This is a genomic window from Acidimangrovimonas pyrenivorans (genome assembly GCF_042643245.1).
Classification (GTDB): Bacteria; Pseudomonadota; Alphaproteobacteria; order Rhodobacterales; family Rhodobacteraceae; genus Acidimangrovimonas; species Acidimangrovimonas pyrenivorans.
Genome location: NZ_JBHRSK010000004.1, coordinates 1077534 through 1094214, shown reverse-complemented (window position 1 = coordinate 1094214; position 16681 = coordinate 1077534). Strand labels below are relative to the sequence as shown.

At 62.6% G+C, this 16681-nt stretch carries 22 protein-coding genes; 7 read left to right on the top strand and 15 right to left on the bottom strand.

Annotated features, from left to right (window positions below; genetic code table 11):
* The first annotated feature begins 11 nt into the window (after positions 1–11).
* From ACFOES_RS08215 to ACFOES_RS08200, 4 genes are read left to right on the top strand one after another with little or no spacing between them, the layout of a single operon-like run.
* Positions 12–407 carry a DUF302 domain-containing protein gene (locus ACFOES_RS08215; protein ID WP_377832742.1) on the top strand — a complete coding sequence of 132 codons (396 nt, stop codon included), beginning with the start codon at positions 12–14 and terminating at the stop codon, positions 405–407.
* Between the two features lie 30 nt (positions 408–437).
* Positions 438–641, top strand: a complete 204-nt coding sequence (locus tag ACFOES_RS08210; RefSeq protein ID WP_377832740.1) for a CopZ family metallochaperone — start codon at positions 438–440, stop codon at positions 639–641.
* A gap of 1 nt (position 642) precedes the next feature.
* Complete coding sequence (locus ACFOES_RS08205) at positions 643–888, top strand: glutaredoxin family protein (RefSeq protein WP_377832738.1); 246 nt, start codon at positions 643–645, stop codon at positions 886–888.
* Between the two features lie 24 nt (positions 889–912).
* On the top strand, positions 913–1581 hold the full coding sequence (locus ACFOES_RS08200) for a sulfocyanin-like copper-binding protein (RefSeq protein WP_377832736.1): 669 nt from the start codon (positions 913–915) through the stop codon (positions 1579–1581).
* A gap of 121 nt (positions 1582–1702) precedes the next feature.
* Here the strand turns inward: ACFOES_RS08200 and ACFOES_RS08195 are convergent, their stop codons facing one another.
* Positions 1703–2185 carry a DUF2127 domain-containing protein gene (locus ACFOES_RS08195; protein WP_377832734.1) on the bottom strand — a complete coding sequence of 161 codons (483 nt, stop codon included), beginning with the start codon at positions 2183–2185 and terminating at the stop codon, positions 1703–1705.
* A gap of 34 nt (positions 2186–2219) precedes the next feature.
* Between ACFOES_RS08195 and ACFOES_RS08190 the strand changes: the two genes are divergently transcribed.
* The gene (locus tag ACFOES_RS08190; RefSeq protein ID WP_377832732.1) at positions 2220–2762 is read left to right on the top strand and encodes a phosphatase PAP2 family protein; all 543 of its coding nucleotides are present in this window, start codon (positions 2220–2222) and stop codon (positions 2760–2762) included.
* A 416-nt stretch (positions 2763–3178) separates the two neighbouring features.
* A complete protein-coding gene (locus tag ACFOES_RS08185) occupies positions 3179–4036 on the top strand; it encodes a class I SAM-dependent methyltransferase (RefSeq protein WP_377832730.1) in 858 nt (285 codons plus the stop codon).
* Positions 4037–4053: 17 nt separating this feature from the next.
* On the opposite strand, the gene ACFOES_RS08180 is transcribed toward ACFOES_RS08185, so the two are convergent.
* The 14 genes from ACFOES_RS08180 to ACFOES_RS08115 all read right to left on the bottom strand — a co-directional run bounded on the left by ACFOES_RS08180 (position 4054) and on the right by ACFOES_RS08115 (position 15326).
* Entirely contained in the window at positions 4054–4896 is an 843-nt protein-coding gene (locus ACFOES_RS08180; RefSeq protein ID WP_377832728.1) for a DUF4396 domain-containing protein, read from the bottom strand.
* A 49-nt stretch (positions 4897–4945) separates the two neighbouring features.
* A complete protein-coding gene (gene cueR / locus ACFOES_RS08175) occupies positions 4946–5356 on the bottom strand; it encodes a Cu(I)-responsive transcriptional regulator (RefSeq protein ID WP_377832727.1) in 411 nt (136 codons plus the stop codon).
* Between the two features lie 408 nt (positions 5357–5764).
* Positions 5765–6307 carry a hypothetical protein gene (locus ACFOES_RS08170; protein ID WP_377832726.1) on the bottom strand — a complete coding sequence of 181 codons (543 nt, stop codon included), beginning with the start codon at positions 6305–6307 and terminating at the stop codon, positions 5765–5767.
* A gap of 58 nt (positions 6308–6365) precedes the next feature.
* Positions 6366–6545: a hypothetical protein gene (locus tag ACFOES_RS08165; RefSeq protein WP_377832725.1), complete on the bottom strand. Its 180-nt coding sequence runs from the start codon at positions 6543–6545 to the stop codon at positions 6366–6368.
* 356 nt (positions 6546–6901) lie between these two features.
* On the bottom strand, positions 6902–7333 hold the full coding sequence (locus tag ACFOES_RS08160; protein WP_377832723.1) for a hypothetical protein: 432 nt from the start codon (positions 7331–7333) through the stop codon (positions 6902–6904).
* A gap of 79 nt (positions 7334–7412) precedes the next feature.
* On the bottom strand, positions 7413–7814 hold the full coding sequence (locus ACFOES_RS08155; RefSeq protein WP_377832722.1) for a hypothetical protein: 402 nt from the start codon (positions 7812–7814) through the stop codon (positions 7413–7415).
* 131 nt (positions 7815–7945) lie between these two features.
* Entirely contained in the window at positions 7946–8086 is a 141-nt protein-coding gene (locus ACFOES_RS08150; RefSeq protein WP_377832720.1) for a TA system antitoxin ParD family protein, read from the bottom strand.
* Between the two features lie 192 nt (positions 8087–8278).
* Positions 8279–8737, bottom strand: coding sequence for a hypothetical protein (locus ACFOES_RS08145; protein ID WP_377832719.1), 459 nt, complete (start codon positions 8735–8737; stop codon positions 8279–8281).
* Between the two features lie 126 nt (positions 8738–8863).
* On the bottom strand, positions 8864–10285 hold the full coding sequence (locus ACFOES_RS08140) for a hypothetical protein (protein WP_377832718.1): 1422 nt from the start codon (positions 10283–10285) through the stop codon (positions 8864–8866).
* Positions 10286–10293: 8 nt separating this feature from the next.
* Entirely contained in the window at positions 10294–12129 is a 1836-nt protein-coding gene (locus tag ACFOES_RS08135; protein WP_377832716.1) for a hypothetical protein, read from the bottom strand.
* A 172-nt stretch (positions 12130–12301) separates the two neighbouring features.
* A complete protein-coding gene (locus ACFOES_RS08130) occupies positions 12302–12685 on the bottom strand; it encodes a helix-turn-helix domain-containing protein (protein WP_377832715.1) in 384 nt (127 codons plus the stop codon).
* A gap of 141 nt (positions 12686–12826) precedes the next feature.
* The gene (locus tag ACFOES_RS08125) at positions 12827–13612 is read right to left on the bottom strand and encodes a HEPN domain-containing protein (protein ID WP_377832713.1); all 786 of its coding nucleotides are present in this window, start codon (positions 13610–13612) and stop codon (positions 12827–12829) included.
* Positions 13599–14828: a DUF262 domain-containing protein gene (locus ACFOES_RS08120; protein WP_377832712.1), complete on the bottom strand. Its 1230-nt coding sequence runs from the start codon at positions 14826–14828 to the stop codon at positions 13599–13601. The genes ACFOES_RS08125 and ACFOES_RS08120 overlap by 14 nt, the downstream gene beginning before the upstream one ends.
* 270 nt (positions 14829–15098) lie before the next feature.
* On the bottom strand, positions 15099–15326 hold the full coding sequence (locus ACFOES_RS08115) for a hypothetical protein (RefSeq protein ID WP_377832710.1): 228 nt from the start codon (positions 15324–15326) through the stop codon (positions 15099–15101).
* A 542-nt stretch (positions 15327–15868) separates the two neighbouring features.
* Here ACFOES_RS08115 and ACFOES_RS08110 point away from each other — a divergent pair.
* Positions 15869–16486, top strand: a complete 618-nt coding sequence (locus ACFOES_RS08110; protein WP_377832707.1) for an SOS response-associated peptidase — start codon at positions 15869–15871, stop codon at positions 16484–16486.
* Positions 16487–16681 lie beyond the last annotated feature (195 nt).

Below are 16681 nucleotides of genomic sequence, written 5' to 3'. Positions count from 1 at the left end.
GGAACAAGACCATGAGCCAGTTCACATTCGCTGTCCCCAGCCCCGAAGGCTTCGACGCGACCGTCGAGCGCGTCACCGAGGCGCTGAAGGGCGAGGGCTTCGGCGTGCTGACCACCATCGACGTGGCCGCCACGCTCAAGGCCAAGCTGGGGCTCGACCGCAGCCCCTATGTCATCCTCGGCGCCTGCAATCCGCAGTTCGCGCATCAGGCGCTCGAGGCCGAGCCGGATATCGGGGCGCTTCTGCCCTGCAACGTCGTCGTCCGCGAAGAGGCCGACGGCACGGTCGGCGTGCTGTTCATGGACCCGGCGGCGGTGCTGGGCATGGTCGCCAACCCCGACGTCGAACGCCTTGGCAACGAGGTCGCCACGAAGCTGCGCCGCGTGGCCGAAACGCTTTCCGCCTGACCTATCGAAACCCCGAAAAGGAGAAGACCCATGAGCGATATCAATCTGAAGATCACCGGCATGACTTGCGGCCACTGCGTCAAGGCTGCGACCAAGGCGCTGGAGGGCGTCGCCGGCGTTGAAAGCGCCGAAGTCACGCTGGAACCTGGCGCTGCCGTGGTGAAAGGTGCGGCCGATCCCGCGGCGCTGATCGCGGCGGTCAAGGAAGAGGGCTACGAGGCCGAGGTCCAGTAGGATGACTGAGGTGCTCGTCTACACCAGCCCGGGCTGTCCCGACTGCGCGGCGGTGAAGCGCTACCTGGCCGAGCACGACGTCGCGTTCGAGGAACGCGACGTCTCGCGCCCCGGGGTGGCCGAGGAGGCGAAGGCGCGCTACGGCGTCCGTGTCGCCCCGATCACCGTGATCGACGGCGAAGCCTCCTACGGGACCTTCGCCAGCCAGAAGCCGCGCCTCGACGCAGCCTTCGGGCAGTCGGCCTGACCCGGCTTCGCAAGGAGAACGAAGATGAAGATCGCGACGTTTCTGAAGTGCAGTTCCTTGATAGTGGCCATTGCGGGTCTGGCAGCCCCGGCGGCGTTTGCGCAGGGAATGATGGGCTCCGGCCAAGGCATGGTGGGTGGCGGTCCGGGCATGATGGGCGCTACCGCGAACGACCGGCCCGTCGCGTTGGGCTGGGGTGGCGCGGTCTGGTCCTACGCGCGGGTGAAGCGGTATCTGGCCACATCGGAGACCGAGGGCGTCGTCGACGGCAGGACGGTCCGGTTCAAAGGGTCGGACATCACCATCGACATGGTGGCAGTTCAGCCCGACCATCCCGACGGCACCTTCGAGGTGCATGGCGTCACCAATCCCACGCTCGTCGTGCCCGCCGGGGCGACCGTCCATCTCAATCTCGTCAACATGGACTACGGCTCTGATATGGAGCACGGCGTGGTCGTTTCTCCTGCCGCGCCACCCTACGGGGCCTACGCCATGATGCAGACCGGCCCCGGGCTGGCCCGGATCGCGCCGCCGATTCCGTGGCGCAGCGCGGAGGATCCCGGCAAGGCCGACTATGCCGAGGCAGGCACGACCTTCACCGCCCGCCGGCCCGGCGTTTACTGGTATGTCTGCCAGACACCCGGCCACGCGGCGAAGGGCATGTTTGGCAAGCTTCTGGTGCAGGGGGGCTGATCTCCGGGCGGGTCAGCGTCAACATGGAGGAGCAGAGGGAGCGATGCGAATGACCCATTCCGTAGGGTGGGACAGGCCTCAGCTCCGGGACAGCCGACCACCGCGTCGGCTGAGACCTGCGTCAATCCACCGGCAGGTGCTTTCGCAGCAGTCGCCACTCATGCCAGACGAGAACGATCACGATGAGATCGAACACCGTCAGCAGGATCAGTCCGAACGACTGCGTGTAGCTGTAGCGGTAGAGCTGGTAGACGATGAAGGCGCCAAGCGCGATGAGCGACAGGGGATAGGCGATAAGCTTCTCGCGCAACAGCCCCACTACCAGGACGACTTTGATCAGGCCGTGGCTGATCAGGTAGAAGGCGTAGAAGGACTCGGTCGCGCCGGTCAGGTTCTGCGCCGCGCTCAAGAGGTGCGTCGCGATGAAGTCCCGCGGATCCTCGGTCAGTTCCTCCTGCGTCAGCAGGTTGACCCAGCCAAGTATCGCCGGTGCTGAAACGAAGTAGAACACAAGTCCGCCAGCGATCTCGGTCAGCGCGTGCAATCCCTTGAGGATCACGCTAACGCGGAAAACCTGATGGATGCGATGCTCGGCGACTTGCATGCCGTGATCGTCCTCGTTCCGAGAAAGGCAGGCAATGGACGCCGCGATTACCCACTGGATCAACTCCTTCGCAGGTAAGACCCCTCTCGTCGACCCCACAATGGTCGCGATCACGCAAGTCGGGGTGCCGTTCATCGTTCTCGTCGTCGTCCTGCAATGGTGGAGCCGCGAAGACAGGCAACATGTGCGTCACGCCGCGATCTGCGCCGGGCTTGCCTTCCTGCTGGGCCTCGCCATCAACCAGGGTGTCCTTCTCTTCATTCACCGCGTGCGGCCCTACGACGCCGGCGTTTCCCATCTGCTGATCGCGAAAAGTGCCGACTGGTCCTTCCCGTCGGATCACGCGACGGCTTCGATGTCGGTCGCAATGGCCTTCGCTCTCCTACGGCTGCCACGCCGGGCGCTGGCGCTCTTCGCGATGGCCTTCCTCGTCTGCCTGTCGCGCGTCTATGTCGGCACCCACTATGTCACTGACGTTCTTGGCGGGGCCGCCACCGGGATCGTCGCGGCCATCGCGGTGCGCGCCCTCTACCGGGAAGACAGCAGGCTCAGCCGGTTCGCGACGAGCATCCTGTAGGCGCATCTTGCGACGCGGCAGGTGAGTTCCGGTTTGCTGGGTGGCCTGCAAAGCCAACAAGGCGCTTGAGTTCGGTCGCGGTTCTCTGAACTTGGCGCTCGTGACGCCCCGGGAAGGTGGTTTCCGAAACAACCGCCCGGGCGTAGTCATTGCACGCCCTTTCAAGAGCTTCGAGTGCTGCGAGATCACGTTCAACAAAGTCTACGTTCCTTGTGCCGCAAGCGGTATCGTCCTCTCCAAGTTGCTGTCGAATGATGTCGCTCTATGTGAGTTGCCTATGGCGACGCTGCGAACCTCCGGCCCATGGGGGAGATGAATGGGCCTTGGGCAGCACCTGGTCTTGGAGGGCGGTGCGCCACGGTTGCGCTCGGGTAGCGTTGGAACTCGCCGAGGCGAAGTGACATGGGAGGAGCGGGATGAACAATGAGGCGAACGCGGCCGAAGCTGCGGCCTGGAACGGTCAGCGTGGTCATGACTGGGTGCGCCGGCAGCCGACGCTCGACGCGCTGATGGCCGAGGTGCATTCCCTGCTATTCGATACGGCCCGGCCGGTGCCAGGGGAGGCTGTTATCGACATTGGGTGTGGTGGAGGGACCACGACCATGGAGGGCGCCCGACATGTCGGATCGGCAGGGAGCGTCCTGGGCGTCGACATTTCCGCCCCACTGGTCGAACATGCAAGCGCCCGTGCCGGTGCCGAAAGGTTGGACAATGTCGTCTTTCACCGGGCGGATGCTCAGACCCACGTGTTCGATAGAGATGCCTTCGACCTGATGATCTCGCGCTTTGGGGTGCTGTTCTTCGACGATCCCGTGGCTGCCTTTCGCAACATTGGCGGAGCGCTGCGTCCCGGCGGACGAATGGCCTTCGTGGCGTGGTCGATGGCCGAGGCGAACCCATGGTTTTCCGTTCCGGTGCAGATGGCGGTGTCTGTGCTTGGGCCGGTCGAACGCCCCGATCCCGCCGCGCCGGGTCCGATGGCTTTTCGCGACATTGCCCGGGTTCTCGGCTTGCTGCGGGCGGCCGGACTGGCCGAGTGCGCAGGCACCGAATGGGAGGTCGCTTTGACCCCGCCCGGCGACGCGGACGAGGTCATCGACTTTCTCGTCTCGGCTGGCCCGGCCGCGGGCATCATCGCGCTCAAGGGCGGGACCGATGCAGACCGCCGGACCATTGCCGAGAAATGCCGTGCTGCGATGGACCCGTTCCTCGTTGACGGTCGGTATCGCGTGCCAGCTCGCGTCAACCTGTTCGAGGCCCGCCGTCCGAACTGACCTCGGTCTGCGCCGGGTCAGGGGCCGATCGCGAGGCCAAGAGCGACTCCGGCCGCGAGCGCCACGAAAGATAGGACGGCCATTCCTACCACTTGCAGGCCCGTAGCACGCTTGGAATGCGCGCCCTGACCGGCTCCATGTTCCATGCTGGGGTCGCCGGGTCCGGCCTGTGCCATGTCGTGTCCCTGCGCCTTCGGGGTGCTTTCTGCCTTGGGGCGCACCGTCATCATGCCGTGTTTCAGCCCGTTGGTGACCAGCCACCAGTTCATCGGGTAGGCGACAATGAACCCCGCAAGCAACGCCATGCTCATCGCGAACCAGAACTCAGGCCGCAATGGATCCTCCGCCGCGGGAACTGCCGCACGCCAGGCGGCGGCGACCGGCATCATGCCGGCCATCAGCAGATTCATTGACAGCAGTTCTGAGCTGAAAGTCTGCCGCAACGCGCGCAGGAACGAGCCGCCCGCCATTTGCCGCATGAACAGCGCCTGGAAGATCGTCCAGCCGAAGCCGAAGCCGAGTGCGTATTCCACCACCATCTCGGTCGGTCCGTGCAGCAGCAGCGGGCCCGCGATCACCGCCCCGGCGAGAATACCGACTCCGTCGCCGGCGACACAATGCATCGTCGAGCCCAGCACCTGGCGCCAGGTCACGGCGACGTAGCGTTCGTGCATTCCCTCCAGCGGCTCGCGGCAGCCAAGCACATACAGGAAGGCCCCGACCGGACCGGTGTAGAGGGTCAGCAGGACGAAGCCCCATTTCAGAACCCGTGACTCCGGGGTGGAACGGATGTCGATGGCGACGAAGGCCACCGACAGCGCGGTCAGCAGGAACCACAGAAGCATGACGCCTTGAAGCATTTCTCGGTCTCCTTTGTCGGGGGGAGGAAGGCCTTTTCGTTGCCTGCGGTCAGTCAGCGTGCTGCGCTGCCTGCAGGTCCCCGGCAAGATCGGACAGGATCGGGCAGTCCGGCCGGTCGTCACCCGCGCAGCAGCTTATCAGATTGCTGAGCGTGTCGCGCATGGTCTGAAGGCTTGCGATCTTGTTCTCGATCTCGGCGACATGCTTGCTGGCCAGTCGCTTTACCTCGGCGCTTTCGCGACCCTGGTCTTCGTAGAGCGACATGAGAGTGCGACAGTCCTCGATCGTGAAGCCGAGGGCGCGAGCCCGCCCGAGGAAAGTCAGTTTGTGCACGTCCGAGTCGCGGAATGCGCGATAGCCATTGAAGTTGCGCAGGGGAGTGACGAGGCCGATGTCCTCGTAATAGCGGATCGTCTTGGCCGGCAAGCCAGAGTGTTGTGCTGCTTCTCCGATATTCATGTCTTGTCCTTTCATTTCTGGTCTGCGGCCCATTCGGCCTGTTGAAGGCGGAGCTTGGCGCTGGTTCGACGGGTTCGGGTGCCTTGATGACAACGCCTGATACTCTCACTTTCCGTGCGATGATGGCCGGCTTTGCAACCCCGTTGGTGGCGCTCGTTCACGGTCTCACTCGCAGGGCTGACCGAGGCATCGTGAACCCCGGCACTGCCTTGAACGCCCGCTCGACGCGGCCGATGGCAGCCGCGCAGGCTATTCGCTGACTCAAAGCTTTGAAGATCTTGTCCGTTGTCATGCCATTGCTCCATCTCACCAAGAAGCCATGTTCGGAACATGCAGATTCCAGAAACTGGAAGGTCAAGAGGCGGAAGGGAAAAAAGTGTTTCCACCGCCAAGGGGAGGTCTGACATTTCATGTCCCCGTGTGCGTCAGTTCTGCCGGTTTCAGGCTCATATGGTGAGTTGGTGGAGGAGCCTTCGTGGGTATAGGTTCTGGGTAGATAATAGCTCCCAAGGCCGTCGCCCCATCCCGGTGGTTCCCCTTGTCGCGGACACGGACCTGTCCAGCCTCAGCCCGCGGGCAGTTCTGGCAGGGTCCGGACTTCAGGTGTTTGTGGTAGGTGCTGCGACCCATGCCGAGTTGTTCCCACGGCCTGGTGCGCGACGCGCTGTTGGCGGCGAGCCACTCCGCCCGCGGCTTCGCTCCCTTCTGGGCGCGGCGTTTGCGTTCTGCCTCTGCCCGTCTTTCCCTACGGGGCTTCGCGGGAATGATCTGGCGCAGGCCGAGCGCGCGGGCGTCCTCGCCGGAAATTTCGAGCATCTCTGCGATCCGATCACCTGAATAATGGTATCTGCCATCCGACATCATGCCGGCGCCGATGCTGCCGTTTGACCGCGCCGCTTGCAGTTCGTTACGCGTCGGGCGCCTTGTGGCGCGGTAGATGATGTCGGCCAAGGTGTCTGACGAGGCGAGCTGATCGCAGCTTGAAGAGGTTCGTGGATGGCCAAATGCATTACGCCGCCCGGTGAGGGGCGGCGTGGTTGGCGATTTCGACTGCTTGAAGCAGAAGATCTTGGGTTTCTTCGAGCGAGGCGAGTTCGGCGTTAAACCGTTTCAGCAAAGGCAACAGCCAGAGTTCGCCGTCCTTGATCTTTTTGGAGATCAGCCTCCTGGCTTGGCGGATCCTGTCCATCCTACTCTGCAGAGGTGCCAGCGGGCTCTTGGGGATGCGGGCGGTTTCGGTGGCCGCTGCCCGGGCGGCGTGTCTTGGCGACATGGCACTCCTTACCCCACCACCGCGGAAGCGCGGCTGGTTTCATGGGCAGGGACGGGGTGCTTACATGTCGTTACTCCGAAGCTCGGATCGGTGTCGTAGCCAGTTCGCACACGCCTGGGTAGAGGCTTTCCTGGAAACAGTTCGTTTCAGGTCTCTCTTGGATTTTGGCCATGTGCGCATTTCCCTTGTATGTGAACAGCAGTCGCATGGTTCGATTTCATGCTTCGGTAATGGCAGTCAGGCCGGGAAGTTTCCCGGCCTGACTGCGACTGTCATTCCGCCGCGATGGCGACCGGGCGGCGGCGCAGCGCAGCGACCTGCTGCTCGGCCGCCAGTTCATCGAGAACCCGCCGCCGGAACCGACGGAACAGGCGGAGGCTTTCCCAGATCTTCCGGATACCTTCGAGTTCCGCGTCGGCGAACCAGTAGTCGTCGGTGCAGCGGCCGAGCATGATCGCCCTGTAGCCGGGCACGCGCTGGGACAGGATACCGAGCAAGCGGGCCCGAAGCGCGTCGAGGGACGCCTCCTCGTTGTCGCGATAGAGATGCCCGCCGCGGAATGCGTCGAGCATTCCGCGGATGCGAGTCGCATCGTGGCCGAGGTCGAGGGTGCTTTCGGCAATCGCCGCTTCCAGATCGCGGGCGGCCTCGATCGCGGCCAGCGCGTTGGACTCGATCAGAGATTTGTCGTGGGTAATCTGCATGGTCTTCTCCGTGCATCGACCGGCAGGATCGCCGGTCGCTCAAGACCGTGCCGCCCGGAGGTGGGGCAGCACGGGGACGTCAGGCGGCCTCGGCGCGCCTTTGGAATATCTCGGGGGCCTCGAGACGAAGCGCAGTGAGGGCATCCGTGAAGCCGTCGCTAAGGGCGCAGATATCCGCGACGACCGGATCGAGCGGGTCGATCGCGGCGAACCGCTCGGCCTCCACCGTGTCGAAGTCGTGGACGCGCTCGAGGGTCAGCAGCCCTTCGAACCATGCAAGCGCCCGGCCCATCCGGGTGGTCAGGGGCACCGGTTCCGACAGGTCCTGCGCCAGCGCCATGACGCGCTTCGCGGCCTTGGGGCCTCCGAGCAGCTCAGCGGCGCTGCGCAGCGGGTCCAGGTTGTCGAGGAGGTAGGTTCCAAGCGCGACACGCGCGATGGGGAAGATCCGAGAATGCATCATGGCAATAACCTCTGTCATGCCCTCCAGAACGTCCTGCAGGGCTTCAAGAACGGCCGGTCTCTACCCGGCCGTGTGAGCAGTGCTGTGCCCATCTGGATCGAGGGCTTCGTCCTGAAAACCCTCCCTCATGTGGAATGTGGCTTGCCCGGTCAGTCGCCATCACCAGCGAACATCCGTTCGCGTTCCGCCGGGGTTGGCGTGTCGTAGGTGCGCAGCAAGATGCGGATCTGGCGGTAGTTGAGCACACCGGATTCCTCGACGATGCGACCGATGCGGGCCCAGTGCCGCACCTATCCCGCGAGAGATCTGCGCTGGAGCGCGGCTTCACAGCGTATAAGTGCCATCATCTCTGCTCCGCATGTCACGGATCGTGCCATGTGCTGGTTCCTTTCGAAGTTCCGGATGGGGATGGTCGAGGATCGGTCGGGATCGCGCCTCACCTGAGGGCGCGATCTTGACGATCCACGCCGCTGTCCGTTGTTTCAGCACAGCGCCTGGGTCGTCTCCGCGCGCAGACTGTCCCGAATCTGTCTCAGCCGCTCCAGGGGGCGGCCGCTCAGCCGTCCGAGCACCGGGGTCCGGAAGACCGGGCTCACCGCGAGCGCCGGGTCGCCAGTGTTGATCGTCATGAGGCGGTCGCCCCGGAAGCCGGTCGCCCGGTCGAGCCCACAGGCGGCGGCCTCGCTGGCGTTGACGAGGATTCCCCGGCCGTTCCGGGCTTTCTTGAGCACCGTCGTGCCGTAGGCGACGGACATCCAGCGCTTGCCATCGACCATCGCGACCGCGAGGACCAGGCAGGGCCTTGCCTTCGGCCGCGCCTCGCCGGTGTCGTCGGTCGGGAACCGGAACGAGATGATGTCGCCGGCGGCGACTTTCTCTGGCCACGAAAGGCCGTCGGTGGGCTGGGTCTTAATGGTCGTGGTGGGGGCGGTGTCGAACATGGGTCTCTCCTGGGTTTGAGGATCGACGCACGTCTTTCGGGCCCCGCGGGGCGTCCGGCATCGGTCGCGCGTCACAAGGCGCGCGCGAACGATGCGGATGCCCCTGCGGCCCGGGGCTTCATGCTTTCATGACACTCTCCGCTCGATCTTCTCGATCGAAGCCTGCCAGGCCTTCACCGAAGCGGAGACCCTGAAGTCGGTCTGATAGGCTCGCTGCGAGAACCGGTGCGAGTGGCCGAGCAGGGCCTGTGCGGCCCAGGCGGCATCGGGTTCCTCGGTCCGAAGGAGGTTGGTGACCAGCGTCCGGACCAGATGGCCGGAGATCCCGAACTCCTCCTTCAAGAGCGCAGTGGGGTGGTAGGTGTCGAAGCCCTCGGGGCTGAGGCTGAGGAGGTTCATGCCGTCGAGCTCGGCGACGCGGTCGGCGATCTGCCAGGCGGGACGGTCTCCCAGCACATGCGCGTCGAGCAGGCGGCCGGTGAACGGCCAAAGGGGGCCGATCTCCTTCTTCCGCCGGGTCTTGGCCTGGCGAAAGTCAAGTTCCCAGTCGCCCTCGCTGTTTCGGCGGATCTCGCGGCCCACCCGAAACCGGGACAGGTCACCCTGACGATCAGAGCCGTTCACCAGCAGGGCGAAGACCACCGCCTTGCGGCGCTGTCGCTCGGCTTGGGCGCTGTCGCCACGCCATTCCAGCGCGGCCTCGGCGTGGCGAACGGCGGCATGGAGGATGTCTGCCAGGTCGAAGTTCTTGGCGAACGTCCGAATCTTTGCGCGCTTCCCCGGCGTCGCCTCCGCGGCTTCGGCCCGAAGCTGTCCCCTGATCGCGGCGAAGGCCTCGGCAGCAGGGCGGTCGAACAGACGTCCACGATAAGCGAACCCCTCGACGCGTTCGAAATAGTCGGCGGCCGAACGGGGCGAGACGCCGCGCTCGACGAGCGTGAAGCGCAGGAGGACTTCGGCGAGATCCTCCGAGAAGGCCGCGCCGACCTCGATGCCGCGCTCCGTCGCCCAGGCCCGGCTCGCCGCGCAGGTGCCGACGGCGGCAATAACCGAGTCCCGGGTCTTCTCCTTGAGCGGCCTGTAGACCGTCTCGCCGCGCCGGACGGTGCGGTCGAGCAGCGGCAGTGCGTCCTGCCAAGCCTTTGGCCAGTCTTCGGGCAGGGTCGCGATCCGGTTCGAACGGCGCGGCTGTCTCGGTTTCACGTTGTAACGGGCGTTGAGCCAACGGTCCCAGTCGCGGGTCAGTTCCCTGGCGAGCGCGAGCGGAACGGATGGATCGAACCGGGCGAGCGCAGCCATCAACGCGCGGTGTCCTGTTCGGCTGCTCGCGGCGGCGGCGAAGTCCTCGGTCGTTGCCGTCATGGGCGTTCGACCCGCGGTGGCGAGGGCGGCATGGAAGCGCTCGAGCGCGGCCGGGACACCTCGGCCCTGCAGGGTGCCGTCGATGACGGCCGCCGCCACCGCCCCGGCGACGGGGCGGGGCACGCTGGGCATGCGGGCGAGGAGCCGGGCTTCGCGCTCGGCCCGGCAGTAGGGAGGATGGGACATCGGTCGCCTCAGAACAGGTTCAGGGTTGGATCGCGGCGTGCCAGGACCTCGGCGAAGAGACGCGCGGCTTCCTTGCCGGCGCCCTTTGCATAGAAGCTCTGAACGGTGTCGAGCTTGTCCGCCAGGAGATCGGCGACGACGCCATATTGTCCGGGGTTCTCCGCGATGTAGATCGTCGCGCCGACATGACGCATCATGTGCGGCGTCATGTCTGTGAGACCCAGCCGGGACATACCGCGGTTCCAGGCCTTGTTGAGCGTGCTTCGGGAGACCGGCTGGCCTTTCTTGAGGCCCGGGACGAGATAGGGGTTCGCCTCGTGGGCGATCCCCTTCTCCGTCGCCCAAAGGGCCCGACCCTCGTCGAGCCACAGCCTCAGGATCTGCCACTGCATTGCCGGGATCTCATGCCAGAGGTCCTGCCCGTTCTTCACCTTGCTTCCGGGAATATCCACGGTCGCGGGGGCTCCCGCGCGCCGGGGGGCCAGAAGCTCCGCAGACTCGCCGTCGCAGGTCAACTCGTGCAGGTTACGCGTCCGCAGTGGCCGCGACAGCTGCAGCGCCATCATCCCGGCCGCAATGCAGAGATGTAGCACCTCGGTGCGGCCGTGCTTCCGCAGTGCATCCCACCGCTCGAGACCGCGCCGGACCTCGCGTTCCAGCAGGCGCGGCCCGGTTATGATTGTCCGGACGATGGCCGGATCGCGGTCGATCAGTTTCACGAAGGCCGCCCGCGCGGCGGCCATCTCGCCCGCGTAGTCGCTGTGCATCTCGTCGGAGAAACGCAGATCGGCGAGCGTGTCGAGAACTTCCTCACCGAGCCCGTTACGGGTCGACAGAGTTTCGAGATTTGCAAGCCAGGTGTTCATCGACGAGGTTTCATCCGTCGCCTTGAGGATACTGCTCTGCGCCGCGCGCGCCTGATAGCGGTTGACGGCGTTCTGGATATTCTGGGCGGTTAGGAGGTCGTCGAGGCGTTCGATCCGGCAGGCTTTGGTGCGGTCATCCCACGCGTGCCGGATCAGCCAGGACAGCGCATTGCGGTGCGCTTTGCGACGGTTCACAGGGTTGCCCACCTTGCGCTTGCCCTTGGTGCGTCGCGGCAATGGGTCTGCGCCCAGCTTGCCGCTGAAGCGGTCGCGCTTGGCGCGCTCGCCCAGAACGGCCTTCTCGATCGCGGCGTCGCAGGCTACGACGAGCGAGTGAGATAGGGAGGTCCAGTTCAGAGGAGCATCGCGCATCCCGGGAAGCGGACCAACGGGCGCCACCGGCAACAGCGCTGCAATCGGCTGGTGGCGCTCCCTTTCAATGATGATGTTGTTGAAGGCCCGGAGCGCCCGGCGGTAGGAGTCCGCTTTGTTCGCTGGGATGGAGGCAAGCGTCTCAGTCGCCGTCGCGGTGTCGAGCTTCGCGGGCAACACATGTCCGACGCGCGCGCGCAGGTTGAACAGCGACATGTCGGCCATGCCAGGCAGGATCTTCTCGCCGGTCTCGTCGGGACGGTTCTGGACTTCCTTGGCGTAGGCGATCAGCCGGTCCCAGGCGAGGCGAGCGTCAGGGTTCGCGGGGGTCTGGGTTTCTTCCGCAGTCGCCAGTCGGATCGCGGCACCGATCTTCTTGCTCCAGGTGTTGAATGCGCGTGCGGCTGCCTCCGGAGTCGCTGCACGGAAGCTGCCGGCCCAAACGATGTGTTTGGCGATCTCAAACCAGGCCACGTCATTGGCCGGGATCTGGTGCAGCTTGCGTCCAGTGAGGGTTTCGACACGGCGGAAGGCAGCTTCATAGGTCTTGGCCGATTTCTCGGAGTAGAGGCTGGGCAGGGCAAGGTAGACGTCTTGAAGATTCATGGTTTCATCCTTTCAGTGGGGGTTTCATCTGCTGGGCGGGACCGTTCATTCGCAGGAAGATGAACGGGACGGCCCCGTAGATTTGGCCCATGAACTTGCAGGGCCGTTCCGTTCAGACGGGGGCGAATAGGGCTCAAACGGCGATTTGACCGTTCATGGGAGAGGTGCGCGCTCACTTCCAGGTCCCCAGCCAAAGGTCGAATTCGGCAGGGACGAACAGGATGCGCCGGCCGACTTTTCGGCAAGGCAACACGCCACCCTTGGCCTTGGCGACGAGTGTCGAGGGCTTCAGTGGGCAGCGTTCGGCGGCTTCCTCGGGGGTCAGGAGATTTCTGCGATAGGCCTGTTCCAAACCTGCTGGGGGCTGGCCGCCTTCAAACGCCCAAACCGACTCCCAGTCGTAGCCTCGACGCCGACCTTCGCGGCGTGGGATCAGCAGGCCATCCTTCTCGGCGCGCCAGAACGTCGCCGGGCTGCCTGCCTGCCAGCGGCGGATCAGGTCTCTCGGGCTGAGAAGGGCGGTCGGTTGGGGCGAGGGGATAGAGGTTTTTTGCATCGGCGGTTTCCTTTCTCCCGGGGAGAAAGGGAAAGCGCCGTTCAAATCCAAATTTTGCTGATCAGTGTTGGCGGCGGGTGATATTCTGATCAGAAAGCGTGCGGTGGGCAGAACCTGCCATTGTCGCTCAACTTCTCACGGCTACACGAGCACCGGCCTCGCAAGTTCGTCCAGAGCCTCGACCATGGCCTCCAGAAAACCAAGCGCCTCTTCGAAGTCAGATTGCTCTACCGTTGCGCTCAAGTCGCCATGGACGAGTGTGTTTCTGAGGCCAACTATGGCCAAGAGCTTCTCGCTGGCTAACTTGGCTGCGCTGGGTTGACGTGTTTCGTTGAGAACTTTCTTGATTGCGGCATTTCGACCGACGCCAGGATTGAAGGGCTCAGGGAGCCCGATCTTTTGGAATAGGCTGTCCAGCCTGTCGGGAGTCACGTTCCCCATCATCAGAGTAAAGACTTCTGGCATGATCGAGAATGGTTGTGCATCAGAGAAACACTTTCCGAGTGCATCTGTAAGGCCGTCAAAGTTGAACTTCTGACCTGCCAATGTTCCTGTTTTCATATGCTGTAGGATTTGTCCAGAGAAGTAGATGTGCTGGAGACGGAAACTGTGTGGAAGCTCAGAGTATTTCTTGGCGCGGGAGGCCTTGTGCTCTACGACTATTGAGGAGAGGTCGCGAACATAGGCCTCGAATATCGAGTTGGCTTGAATGAAGAGGCCGCGGTAGAGAGCGGACGAAGGTGTGGCCTTGAGCTTTGCCGCCTCGACCAATCTGGCTTTCGCCGCAGGCTCATGCTGGAAGGCACCCATCAACTGGCCATTTCTGCCAATGATGATTTCGGTAAAGTATTGACGCACTTCCGATGTCGCTCGAAGCTCCGCGGCATAATCAAGTGCGCGACTTTTGGCTGTATCAAGACTCGCCATTGTTGAGGATACCTTGGATTACATCTTGAACCTTGGTGATCCTTTCCTTGATTGTAAGTGCGGTATTGCCTCGTCCGACCATCAGTTCGTAGGTAGGGGCATCGGGTAGCGCGAGATTCATCACCGCAACCTTAATCTCTGGCGCATGAGCCCTGATGTTGTCCGCGCGGTCGAGAAGCCGGAAAAGGGAGACTATTTCTGCATCATAGAGCGGCTTGGACAACTTCCCAGGCTTCCCTTCTGCCGTTGAGGGTAGCCGAAACACATCGTCGCCGAACACGTCACGTGCAAGCGAAATCGTATCGAGAAACTCTTTTCTTGCCTTTGCGATCCCCGCGCTATCCATGGTCCGATTGACCTTCATTGTTGTGTCCAACATGGATCGCACGGAACCGGAAATCTTTTCGTCATTCTGAAAGGCGTAAAAGCGCAGGACGATCTCGACGTCTGTCATCCTCTTAAAAAGGATGTTGTTCCGCAGAGCTTCAGTAACACTCTCATCTGCCAGAGTATTTTCTTCATGGTTTGGAATGTCCCACGAACCTGTAAAATCGCTCTCTTTCGAAAGAGAAACGATCATGTCGTTGAATGGTCCAGAATATAGGGAGTTCCGCAGTTCTTGCGGGTTTAGCCGCTCTCCTCCCGTGTTCAATCTCTCGAAGACCTGAGCCCTCAGTTCAATGCTATTGTCCTCACTTCCGGATGTGTCGGACATTAAGGTTATGGCCGAGATCTTGGCGCGCTCCAGCCCTCGCCGAACAAGTGGTGGCAGTTGAGCGTAAGTCCGACCGTTCAATGCTTCCCATATCTTCAATCCCTCCAAAGCAAAGTTCCCTGCCCAGAACTCAGAAATCGCATTGAGGCGTTGCTGACCGTCCATGACCTCGAACTTTCCTAACGTCTTCTCGTAAAGAAAGATCGGTGGAACCGGTATGTTCATTATGAAGCTCTCGATGAGCTTACTCTTCTTCTTATTGTCCCACCTGAGACGCCGCTGATATTCTGGCCGCAGGTTCCCCCAGACGCGACTCTCACTACCTCCTTGGATGAAGCTGAGCACATGCGCCAAGAAGAAGTCGTTCTTTTCTTGGACGACCCGTAAACGCCCAGTTTCGAAATGCTTTTCTATTTCCTTGTCAGAGGCTCCGGCCGCGATGACCATTTTTCCAACGCCAAGAGGTTCATCCTCATCTTGCAAACCTTCGATTTCAGTCATCTCGTTTGGCCTTCTCTTTAAGACTGTCCAATCCGGAGCGCACTATACTTGATCGACCGTGCAAACTTGTTCGTAACTCGCAAGATCTGGATCTACCTACATATAGTTGGAAGCCTCCGACTTCGATATCTTCTTTACCCATTCGCGACAAGCGCATCTATTGCATGCGGACGGTCCTCTTTGGCACTTCAAAGATCTGTTGTGCCGGAAGCGTGAGGGAGGGCCGACACCCAGGGATGCCGTCGCGACCGAGACGGCACTGCCGATGTGTCAGGTGGCGCGGAAGTTGAAGGCCGCGAGGTCGTTGCGGTAGGACTTGTAGCTTGCGGTAACCGTCTTCCCAGCCAAGTCGCGCAACCCGTGGACCTCTCCACTGTTCGGGAGTGTCTTGAACACCTCGCCGTCGATCGCGACGAGGTAGCGCGGATTGCCCATCTTGGTGTGGCCAAGATGCTTGAGGATTTGGAAGTTGCCGGTGATCGTATAACTCTTGGTCATTGTCGTGCCTTTCTCTTGTCGCGGGGTCTGGTCTTCCTGCCCCAAGAAAGGAAATGGAGAAGCTCGGCCGCGAGCTAAGAAGAATCGCGCCGTTTTTTTGACTTTCTTTGCTTCTCTTTTTCTTACTGTGCGCCAGGGGCCCACTGCGCAACGGCGGGCCATATGCGTTTGTGCAGCTTGGCTCTGCGTTGATTGAGATCAATAAATGTTCCTGGTATGTTCCTCTCATGCCAGTGCCGCGACCATCAGCCAACCCTTTTCGTGCCCAGCGTCTCGTCGATGGTGCGACCTCAGGTGTGTTGATCACACTGCGCTGTCCATTTTGCCGGAAGAGGGCGCACTACTGGGCCTCGGATCTTGTCAAGGTGCTGGGGCCGGACCATCCCCTGCACATGGCGCCGTTTCCCTGTTCCAGGTGCAAGACAACCGATTTGGACGTCAGCTGGCGCGTTCCCGCGCCCAGCGATCTGCCTGACTTGACGGTGCGCAGGCCCGTCAGACAGATTGTTCGCTGGATATGGCGCGATGAGAGGGCCTGAGCGGTGTGTAACCTCTATTCCAGCACCACTGCCCAAGAAGCGATGCGCAGCCTTTTCAAGGGCCTGTCGGATAGGGCGGGCAACCTGGGACCCGACAGGTTCTACCCGGACCAGATGGCACCGATCATCCGTCATGATCGCGACGGTCTTGAACTGGTTAAGGCGCGATGGGGCATGCCGTCTCCGCCATCCGTCCTCAAGACGCAGCGCGATCCCGGTGTCACCAACGTGCGCAACCTAAGCTCGCCCCACTGGCGGCGTTGGCTGGGACCGGAGCATCGCTGCCTCGTGCCGGTCACCTCCTTCGCGGAGCCGGTCAAGGGCGGGAACCAGTGGTTCGGCCCGGCTGATCCAAGCCTGAAGATGTTCTTCGCGGGGATCGAGACCCGTGGATGGCGCTCGGTTCGTAAAGTCAAGGACGGTGAGACCCAGGATGACCTGTTCGCGTTCTTGACCTGCGCGCCGAATGCCGTGGTGAGGGCCTTTCACCCCAAGGCCATGCCCGTGGTCTTGACCGAGCCGATAGAATGGGAGACTTGGCTGAACGCCCCCATTGGCACTGCCTGCGAGTTGCAGCGGCCGTTGCCTGATCACTTCCTGGTCTTGATCGACGACGAGTAGGGTCGTTTTGCGGCAGCGAGAGCAGGGAGCACAGGGAGCACAGGTTGCCCAGTTGGTGTTGAGCGGTCGGATGTGCGCCAGTTCAGCCGGTTTCAGGCTCTTGTGGTGAGTTGGTGGAGGAGCCTTCATGGGTAGAGGTTTTGGGTAGAAAAGCTCCCAAGGCCGTCGCCCCATCCCGGTGGTTCCCCTTGTCGC